General features: G+C 72.9%; 6 protein-coding genes. 3 read left to right on the top strand and 3 right to left on the bottom strand.

Annotation, left to right across the window (positions count from 1 at the left end; translation table 11 throughout):
• The 3 genes from LCD33_RS04650 to LCD33_RS04640 all read left to right on the top strand — a co-directional run.
• Positions 1 to 1,216: HRDC domain-containing protein (locus tag LCD33_RS04650; RefSeq protein WP_374228413.1), on the top strand; the 1,216-nt coding region annotated here is incomplete at its 5' end.
• A gap of 641 nt (positions 1,217 to 1,857) precedes the next feature.
• Positions 1,858 to 3,105 carry a thiolase family protein gene (locus tag LCD33_RS04645; protein WP_224955422.1) on the top strand — a complete coding sequence of 416 codons (1,248 nt, stop codon included), beginning with the start codon at positions 1,858 to 1,860 and terminating at the stop codon, positions 3,103 to 3,105.
• The gene (locus LCD33_RS04640; RefSeq protein WP_224966438.1) at positions 3,102 to 5,207 is read left to right on the top strand and encodes a 3-hydroxyacyl-CoA dehydrogenase NAD-binding domain-containing protein; all 2,106 of its coding nucleotides are present in this window, start codon (positions 3,102 to 3,104) and stop codon (positions 5,205 to 5,207) included. Before LCD33_RS04645 ends, LCD33_RS04640 begins: the two co-directional genes overlap by 4 nt.
• 494 nt (positions 5,208 to 5,701) lie before the next feature.
• Here the strand turns inward: LCD33_RS04640 and LCD33_RS04635 are convergent, their stop codons facing one another.
• The 3 genes from LCD33_RS04635 to dxs form a co-directional block, all read right to left on the bottom strand.
• The gene (locus LCD33_RS04635) at positions 5,702 to 6,862 is read right to left on the bottom strand and encodes a cell wall metabolism sensor histidine kinase WalK (RefSeq protein ID WP_224966439.1); all 1,161 of its coding nucleotides are present in this window, start codon (positions 6,860 to 6,862) and stop codon (positions 5,702 to 5,704) included.
• Positions 6,863 to 6,864: 2 nt separating this feature from the next.
• On the bottom strand, positions 6,865 to 7,551 hold the full coding sequence (locus tag LCD33_RS04630) for a response regulator transcription factor (protein ID WP_224955420.1): 687 nt from the start codon (positions 7,549 to 7,551) through the stop codon (positions 6,865 to 6,867).
• Between the two features lie 96 nt (positions 7,552 to 7,647).
• Positions 7,648 to 9,579, bottom strand: a complete 1,932-nt coding sequence (gene dxs / locus LCD33_RS04625; RefSeq protein WP_224955418.1) for a 1-deoxy-D-xylulose-5-phosphate synthase — start codon at positions 9,577 to 9,579, stop codon at positions 7,648 to 7,650.
• Between the last annotated feature and the right edge of the window lie 429 nt (positions 9,580 to 10,008).

The raw sequence follows: 10,008 nt of genomic DNA, 5'->3' as shown, positions 1-10,008 counted from the left end.
CCCCCCCCCGGCCCGGGGGCCCCCCCCCGCCCCGGCGCCCGGCGCCCCGCGGGGGGGGCCCCCCCCCCCCGCGCGGCCCCCCCCCGCCCCCCCCCGGCCCGCGGGGAGCGGTCCGGTCGCGGTGGACACCGAACGCGCGTCCGGATACCGGTACTCCCAACGTGCCTACCTGGTGCAACTGCGCCGAGAAGGCGCGGGGACGGTGCTGGTCGATCCGGTCGCGCTGAACGGTGCCCTGGAACCCCTGAAAGCGGCGCTGGCCGACACCGAATGGGTGTTGCACGCCGCGTCCCAAGACCTGCCTTGCCTGTCCGAGCTTGACCTGCATCCGCAACGGCTGTTCGACACCGAACTAGCCGGGCGCCTGGCCGGGTTCGACCGGGTCTCGCTGGGCACCCTCGTCGAGCGCATGCTCGGCTACCGGTTGGAGAAGGGCCACAGCGCCGCCGACTGGTCGCGCCGGCCGTTGCCCGCCGATTGGCTGGTGTACGCCGCGCTGGACGTGGAACTGCTGATCGACCTGCGCGCCGCGATGCACGACGAGCTGACCCGGCAGGGCAAGCTCGAATGGGCGTGGGAGGAGTTCGAGGCGGTGCGCACCGCCGAGCCGCCCCGCCCGCGCGCCGAACCGTGGCGCCGCACCTCCGGGATCCACCGGATCCGCAACGCCCGCCAGCTCGCCGCCGTCCGCTCGCTGTGGACGGTGCGCGACCGCATCGCCGCGGAGCGGGACATCGCACCGGGCCGGATCCTGCCGGACTCCGCCGTGGTGCAGGCCGCGCAGAGCGGCCCCGGAACCGAAGCCGAGCTGACCGCGCTGCCGGTGTTCGGCGGCAGGCAGCAGCGCCGCCGCGCCTCGACGTGGCTGGGCGCGCTGCGCGCGGCCCGCGAACTCCCCCAGGACGAGCTGCCGGTGGTCTCGCCGCCGCAGGACGGACCGCCGTCGCCGAACCGGTGGGCGGACCGCGACCCGGCGGCCGCCGCGCGGCTGTCCGCGGCCAAGTCGGCCATGTCGGCCATCGCCGAGGAGCACGGGCTGCCGGTGGAGAACCTGCTGCTCCCGGACCTGCTGCGGCGGCTGTGCTGGACGCCGCCGGAGGACCTCGGGGTCGAGTCGGTCGCGAACCGGCTGCGCGAACGAGGCGCCCGGGAGTGGCAGATCGGGCTGACCGCGACGCCGTTGAGCACCGCGCTGCAGGCGGAACCGGGCAAGTAGTCCTGGCGCGTTCGGGCCGCCGCCGCTCCCGGTGCGCGGGGGCGGCGGCCCGATCGGCCGCGGGATCGGCGGCGCAGCACGCCGATGAGCCGTCGGACGCCGGTGCCGTGGAAGCCCGCGTTCCTCCTCCCCGGACGAGCTCCGGTCGCGGGACTCCACGGCCCGATCCGTCGACGGCGAAGACGTGCGGCGACCGGACGCGGTCCGAGCCGCCGAGCTGGGCACGAGGCGTCGAGGTGGGCACGAGCCGTCGAGGTGGGCACGAGCCGTCGAGGTGGGCGGCGGACGGTCCGAGCCGCCGAGGTGGGCGGCGAAACGCGTGCGCGCTCTGCCGCGGGTCGCTGCCGGGACCGCCGCGAACCGGTGCGGCCGATCTCCGCCGCCTCGTCGTCACCGAGCGCGCGGCAGCGGGGTGCGTAGGCTGGCCGCGCGATCTCCCGGCGGCCGAACCCGCAGGTGGGGCTGTGAGCGAACAGACATGGGCGCACCGCCCCGCACCCGGTGGTTACCGGTGGGTAATAAGCGCTAGAGTGACTGTTACCGACCAGTAGCGGCGGGGCCGGCGCCCACTCCCGGACGAACGCCGCCGGGGCCGGTCCGGAACCCGCACAACGCAGGACCCACACAGTGAGGAGCACGCCGTGGTCGCACCCGCGTCGGCACCAGCCGACCCGCGCAGCGCACGTGCCGTACGGGACGTGGTCTTCGTCGACGGCGTCCGCACGCCGTTCGGCAAGGCAGGCAAGAAGGGGATCTACGCCGAGACCCGCGCCGACGACCTGGTCGTCAAGGTCATCCGCGAACTGCTGCGGCGCCACCCCGAGCTGCCGCCGGAGCGCATCGACGAGGTCGCCATCGCCGCCACCACCCAGATCGGCGACCAAGGGCTGACCATCGGCCGCAGCGCCTCGCTGCTGGCGGGCCTGCCGCAGTCCGTGCCCGGCTTCGCCATCGACCGCATGTGCGCCGGCGCGATGACCGCGGTGACCAGCATCGCGGGCGGCATCGGCTTCGGCGCCTACGACATCGCCATCGCAGGCGGCGTCGAGCACATGGGCAACCACCCGATGGGCGAGGGCGTCGACCCGAACCCGCGCTACGTCGCCGACAGCGTCGTCGACCCCTCCGCGCTGATCATGGGCTCCACCGCGGAGAACGTGCACGACCGCTACCCGAGCCTCACCAAGGAGCGCACCGACGCCTACGCGGCGCTGAGCCAGCAGCGCTACGAGGCCGCGCAGCTCGCCGGCAAGATCGCCGCCGACCTGGTGCCGGTCTCCACCCGCTCCGCCGAGCAGGGCTGGGGCCTCGCCACCGCCGACGAGCCGCCGCGCCCCGGCACCACGACCGAGGCGCTGGCCGGGCTCAAGACCCCGTTCCGCCCGCACGGCCGGGTCACCCCGGGCAACGCCGCCGGGCTCAACGACGGCGCCACCGGCTGCGTGCTCGCCGACGCCGAGACCGCCCGCGAGCTGGGCCTGCCCGTCGGCATGAAGCTCGTCGGCTACGCCTTCGCCGGCGTCGAACCGGAGGTCATGGGCGTCGGCCCGATCCCGGCCACCGAGAAGGCCCTCAAGCGCGCCGGGCTCGACATCTCCGACATCGGGTTGTTCGAGATCAACGAGGCGTTCGCGGTGCAGGTGCTGGCCTTCCTGGAGCACTTCGGCATCGCCGACGACGACCAGCGGGTCAACCCGTGGGGCGGCGCCATCGCCTGCGGCCACCCGCTCGCCTCCTCCGGGGTGCGGCTGATGACGCAGCTGTCCCGGCACTTCGCCGAGCACCCCGAGGTGCGTTACGGCCTGACCACCATGTGCATCGGCTTCGGCATGGGCGGCACGGTCATCTGGGAGAACCCGAACTTCGACACCGCAGGGGGCGCGAAGTGAGCACGCAGACCGACTTCGCAGCGCTGTTCCCGGACGAGGTCGTCACCCAGGCGCACACCAGGCTGCTGAACGTGCCCGGGCTCGGCGGCGAGCTCGCGCTGATCACCATCGACAACGGCCACGACCACACCCGGCCGTCCACGTTCGGCCCCGGCGGGCTCACCGCGCTGAACGCCGCGCTGGACGAGGCGTTCGCCGCCGAGCCCGCCGCGATCGCGGTCACCGGCAAGCCGTTCGTGTTCGCCGTCGGGGCCGACCTCTCCGGCGTCACCCAGATCGCCGAGCGGCAGCACGCCCACCAGGTCGCGCAGACCGGGCACGACGTGTTCCGCAGGCTCACCGAGTCGACCATCCCCACCTTCGCGTTCGTCAACGGCGCGGCGCTGGGCGGCGGCCTGGAGCTGGCGCTGTCCTGCCACTACCGGACCGTCTCGGAGAGCGTGAACGCGATCGCGTTCCCCGAGTGCTTCCTCGGCCTGTTCCCCGGCTGGGGCGGCACCCAGCTGCTGCCGAACCTGATCGGCGCGGACGCCGCGGTCAGCGTGATCATCGAGAACGCGCTGAACCAGAACAAGATGCTCAACGCGAAGAAGGCCACCGGACTGGGCATCTTCGACGCGCAGCTGGAGAGCGCCGACTTCCTGGAGGAGTCGATCCGCTGGGCGGTGCGCGTGGTCGGCGGCGAGCAGACCGTGCAGCGCGCCGAGATCGACCGCGGCCAGGCCTGGGACGACGCGATCGCACGCGCGAAGGGCATCGTCACCGCCCGCACCCAGGGCGCCTCGCCCGCGGTCACCAAGGCCGTCGAGCTGCTCGAACTGGCCCGCGGCAACGACCTCGACGCCGGGTACGCGGCCGAGACCGAGGCGCTCGCCGACGCGCTCATGTCCGACGAGCTGCGCGCCGGCCTGTACTCCTTCGACCTCACTCAGAAGCGCGTCAAGCGGCCTGCCGGTGCGCCGGACAAGTCGCTGGCCCGCGAGGTCAAGAAGGTCGGCGTCGTCGGCGCCGGGCTGATGGCCGGTCAGCTGGCGCTGCTGTTCGTGCGCCGCCTCAAGGTGCCGGTGGTCATCACCGACGTCGACCAGGAACGCATCGACCGCGGCGTCGGCTACATCCACGGCGAGATCGACAAGCTGCTCGGCAAGGGCAGGCTCTCCCCCGACGGCGCGAACCGGCTCAAGGCGCTGGTCACCGGGTCGCTGGACAAGGCCGCGTTCGCCGACGCCGACTTCGTCATCGAAGCCGTCTTCGAGGAGATGACGGTCAAGCAGGAGGTGTTCGCCGAGCTGGAGCAGCACGTCTCCCCCGAGGCGATCCTGGCCACCAACACCTCCTCGCTGTCGATCACCGAGATGGCGTCGAAGCTGACCAACCCCGAGCGGGTCGTGGGCTTCCACTTCTTCAACCCGGTCGCGGTGCTGCCGCTGCTGGAGATCGTGCGCGGCGAGAAGACCGACGACGCCTCGCTGGCCACCGCGTTCTCGGTCAGCAAGCAGCTCAAGAAGTCCAGCGTGCTGGTCAAGGACGCCCCGGCGTTCGTGGTGAACCGGCTGCTGACCCGCTTCATGGGCGAGATCATCGCCGCCGTGGACGAAGGCACCCCCTTCGACGTCGCCGACCGCGCGCTGACCCCGCTGGGCCTGCCGATGAGTCCGCTGGTGCTGCTGCAGCTCGTCGGCCCGGCCGTCGCGCAGCACGTCAACGAGACGATGCACGCGGCGTACCCGGACCGGTTCGGCATCAGCGAGAACCTGCAGCGGTTCGTCGAGGCCGGCAAGACGGCCGTGTGGCAGCAGGACGAGCAGGGCGGCCAGGTCGTCGACCCCGAGGTCGTCGCGCTGTGGGAGCAGGGCTCGAACCCGTCGACCTCCGAGCAGGTGCGGGACCGGGCGCTGCAGGCGCTGGCCCAGGAGATCCGGCTGATGCTGGACGAGGGCGTCGTCGCCGAGGCGCAGGACATCGACCTGTGCATGCTGCTCGGCGCGGGCTGGCCGTTCTGGCTGGGCGGCATCACCGCCTACCTGGACCGCTCCGGCATCGCCGAGCAGGTCAACGGCACGCGGTTCCTGCCGAAGGGCGTGGCCTCGGTGCCCGCCTGATCAGGTTCTCGTGACGGGGCCGGGACGACCTGTCGTCCCGGCCCCTGTTCCGTGGGAGCCGGCCGTTCGGTCACCACAACGGCGCAGGTGGCGCACCAGGCGTTCCGCGCGCGGGATGCACTTCCCGACCACCACTCTGGTTGAGCACGATGAGCCTTCCCGGGTACGCCCGTTGCGCGATCTCCACGTCACGGTGGTCGAAATCGCCGGCACCTGGCCGCTGTCAGCGTCCGGGACTTGCTTGAACGGCATCGAGCGAACGCAACGACATGTCTTGGTATGCGGCCGCGGTGGCCCGAACCACGTCGTCGATGTCGTACGTCGATATCCGGCACAGGACGGCGGGGACCGAGCCGAGCAGCTCCGGTTCGGAACGCCGTAACCTCGCCACAGCCCGCGCTGTCTTCGGCGCTCAGTTGACTGCTTTCGTCACCTACGACCAACGACTGTCGGCGTCCGCGAGCGCGGAAGGCCTGCCGGTTAGCTACTACAGGTCATACATCGACCGGCAGTTCCACACACACGTCGAGGCCGCCGTTCGGGACGGACCGGGCCGTCACACGACCGCCGTGGGCGGTGACGGCGGCGCGGACGATGGACAGGCCCAGGCCCGCGCCGGTGCGGGCCGTGCGCTGCACGCCCGCTCGACGGAACGGGGCGAAGAGGGCGTCCACCTGATCGGGGTCGATCAGCGGGCCCGAAGACGACACCCGCAGCAGCGCCGAACGCCCGGCGATCGTCGTCACGACCTCGACCCAGCCACCGTCGACGTTGTGGCGCACGGCGTTCTCCAGCAGGTTCTCCGCGATCCGTTCCAGCAACGCCGGATCGCCCAGCACGAACACCGGCTCGCCGTGGCAGGTGATCCGCACCGACCGCGCCTGCGCCTCCGCCTCGACGCCGCGCCGGGCTCGGACCGCGACCTCGTGGAGGTCCACCCGCTCCCGCTCGGCCAGCTCCGCGCCGTCGGTGCGGGCCAGCAGCAGCAACGCCTCCACCAGCCGTTCCGCCCTGGCCGCGGCCTCGCGCAGCACCTCCGCCATCCGGCGCAGCTCCTCGGCGTCGGCGTCCGGGTCGCTCAACGTCACGTCCAGCTCGGTGCGGATCACCGCCAGCGGGGTGCGCAGCTCGTGGCTGGCGTTGGCGACGAAGCGGCGCTGCGAGTCGAACGCGGCCTGCAACCGGTCGAGCATCGCGTCGAAGGTGTCGGCCAGCTCCGCTACCTCGTCGCGCGGACCGCCCAGCGCGATCCGCTCGTCCAGCGACTCCGCGGACAGCCGCCGCGCCGAATCCGTCACCTCCTGCAGCGGGCGCAGCACCCGGCCGGTCACCGTCCACGCCAGCACCGCCGCCGCCAGCACCACCGCCACGAACGCGACGCCACCGGCGGTGAGCACCTGGTGGCGGGCGGAGGCGCGCAGCGCGGCCCCGAGCTGCTCGGCGGGCACCAGCGCCTCGCCGACCCGGACCAGGCCACCGGGTGGAAGGCGCGGCACGCCCGCGACGACGTTGCCCACCAGCAGCCAGCCCAGCCACAGCAGCAGGGCGCTCACCGCGGCCACCAGTCCGGTGGCGAGCAGCGTCAACCGCGCGCGCAGCCCGGGACCGCGCCGGATCAGCGGGCGCAAGCCGGGTGGCACCGCCGGACGGCCCACGCTCACGCCCCGGTGTGCTCGGCGCGGCCCGCCGACGGCACCCGGTAGCCGGAGCCGACGACGGTGTCGATGACCGCGGGCTCGCCGAGCTTCTTGCGCAAGGTCATCATCGTGACCCGCACGGTCGTGGTGAACGGGTCGGCGTGCTCGTCCCACACCCGCTCCAGCAGCTCCTCCGAGCTGACCACCGCGCCGCCGGCCGCCAGCAGCACCTCCAGCACGCCGAACTCCTTGCGGGTCAGCTCCACCTCCGAGCCGTCGCGCCGCACCACCCGCCGCGCCGGGTCCAGCTCCAAGCCGCGCGCGGTCAGCAGCGGCGGCACCGCCGGAGTCGCGCGCCTGCCCAGCGCCCGCACCCGCGCGATCAGCTCCGGGAACGCGAACGGCTTCGCCAGGTAGTCGTCGGCGCCGAGCGACAGGCCGTCCACCCGGTCCTGCACGGTGCCGCTGGCGGTCAGCATCAGCACCCGGGTGAGCTCGCCGGAGGACACGACCTCGCGGCACAGCTCGTCCCCGGACATCACCGGCAGGTCCCGGTCCAGCACGATCACGTCGTACCGGGTGATCGACGCCTTCTCCTGGCCGCTCTCGCCGTCGTAGGCGACGTCCACGGCCATGCCTTCCCTGCGCAGCCCGCGGGCGACGGCGTCGGCCAGCGGCTGCTCGTCTTCCACGACAAGGATTCGCACCGGTTCACCGTGCCACAACCGGCGCGGGCGGGGATCACCAGCGGGCGCACGGCGGCCCCGCCACCACGCGGGTGGCGGGGCCGCCGGTCGTGCTGCTCAGGCCTCGCGGCGGGCCGGACCGTCCAGCTCGGCGACCTGCTGCTGGTCGCGGAGCCGGTCCGCGACCCACTCGGTGACGCGGCGCGCCACGTCCTGCTCGGTGAGGCCCAGGTCGGCCAGCACCTGCTCGCGGGAGGCGTGCTGCAGGAACTCGTTGGGCACCGCCAGGTCGCGCAGCGGCACGTCCACCCCGGCGTCGCGCAGCGCGGCCGCCAGCGCCCAGCCGAATCCGCCGTGCCTGCCGCCGTCCTCCAGGGTGACGACCAGCTCGTGCTCGGCGGCCATGGTCACGACCTGCTGCGGCACCGGCGTCACCCAGCGCGGGTCGACGACGGTGACGCCGATGCCCTGCGCGGCCAGGCGCCGCGCCGCGGCCACCGCGGTCTCGCCGAACGCGCCGACGACGGCCAGCAGCACGTCGCTGCGCTCGCCCCCGTCCGGCCGGTGCAGCACGTCGACGCCGCCGACGCGCTCCAGCGCCGGGACCTCCTCGATGACCGAGCCCTTGGAAAACCGCACCACCGTCGGACCGTCGTCGACGGCGACGGCCTCGCGCAGCTCCTCCCGCAGCGTCACCGCGTCGCGCGGCGCCGCCACCCGGATGCCCGGGATCAGGCCGAGGATCGACATGTCCCACATGCCGTTGTGGCTGGCACCGTCGTCACCGGTGATGCCGGAGCGGTCCAAGGTCACCGTCACCGGCTGGCGGTGCAGCGCCACGTCCATCAGCAGCTGGTCGAACGCGCGGTTCAGGAACGTCGAGTACACCGCGAACACCGGGTGCAGCCCGCCCATCGCCATGCCCGCGGCGGAGGTCATCGCGTGCTGCTCGGCGATGCCCACGTCGAAGCAGCGGTCCGGATAGGCCTTCGCGAACTTGTCCAGGCCGGTCGGCCCGAGCATCGCGGCGGTCATCGCCACCACGTCGGAGCGCTCGCCACCGATGCGCACCAGCTCGTCGGAGAACACGTTCGTCCAGCTCTTCGGCGTCGGCGAGGTCGGCAGCCCGGTCTCCGGGTTGATCACCTTCACCTGGTGCATCTGGTCGGCCTCGTGGTTCTCCGCCGGGGCGAAGCCGTTGCCCTTGCGGGTGACGGCGTGCACGATCACCGGGCCGCCGAAGGAGCGCGCCATCGCCAGCGCCTGCTCCATGGCCTTCATGTCGTGCCCGTCGACCGGGCCGAGGTACTTGATGCCGAGGTCGGAGAACATCACCTGCGGGCTGAACGCGTCCTTGAGCCCGGACTTCGCGGCGTGCAGGCCGGTGTAGAGCGGCCTGCCGACCACTGGCAGGTTGCGCAGCGTGCTGCGGCCGCGCTCCAGCGCCTTCTCATAGCCCGGGTTGAGCCGCAGCGCCGAGAGGTGCTCGGCGAACCCGCCGATGGTGGGCGCGTAGGAGCGGCCGTTGTCGTTGACGATGATGACCAGCGGGCGCTCCTGGTCGGCGGCGATGTTGTTCAGCGCCTCCCAGCACATGCCGCCGGTGAGCGCGCCGTCGCCGACGATCGCCACCGCGTGCCTGCCGCCGCCGGTGAGCTGGAACGACCGGGCCAGCCCGTCCGCGTAGGACAGCGAGGTGGAGGCGTGCGAGTTCTCCACCAGGTCGTGCTCGCTCTCGGCGCGCGACGGGTAGCCGGACAGGCCGTCCCGCTTGCGCAGCCGGTCGAAGCCCTCCTGACGACCGGTCACGATCTTGTGCACGTACGCCTGGTGCCCGGTGTCGAAGACCACCGCGTCCCGCGGTGAGTCGAACACCCGGTGCACCGCCAAGGTCAGCTCCACGGCGCCCAGGTTCGGGCCGAGGTGCCCGCCGGTGCGGGACACCTTCTCGATCAGGAAGGAGCGGATCTCAGCGGCCAGCTCCACCAGCTCACCGTGCTCCAGGCGTTTCAGGTCGGCCGGACCTTGCACGGATTCCAGCAGCGTCACCGCTCCACCTCGTTCGTCATCCCGCATCACATGCCTTCACCACCGGGGCGGGGCGCCTCGCGACGGCCGGGCTCACCCTCGGGGAACCGCGACCAGTCTACGGAGCACGACCACCCGCTCCGGACAAGGTACGCACGCCACCGGGGAGGCCGGATCACCGGTCAAGGCGACGCCCGCACCGGTCTCACCGGCCACAACGAACACCCGGCGACAACTGGGAACGGCTTGCGCAGCGGGATTTCCTCCAGTCGAGCGGACCAGCACCACCCGTTCCGACCAACGCGACCACTCACCGCACACGTCGCACGTTCGAGGCGGACGACCACCCGGCCCGGGAAGCCGGCCGCGTCATAGCCCTGTCCTGTCAGCGGCGAAGCCGATGAGCAGCGCCCACGCACGCAACAGGACCACCCGCGGGTTCTCAGCGGG

The organism is Saccharopolyspora sp. 7B, from assembly GCF_020177435.1.
GTDB classification, from domain to species: Bacteria; Actinomycetota; Actinomycetes; order Mycobacteriales; family Pseudonocardiaceae; genus Saccharopolyspora_C; species Saccharopolyspora_C gregorii.
This window is presented reverse-complemented; position numbering and strand designations above follow the sequence as displayed.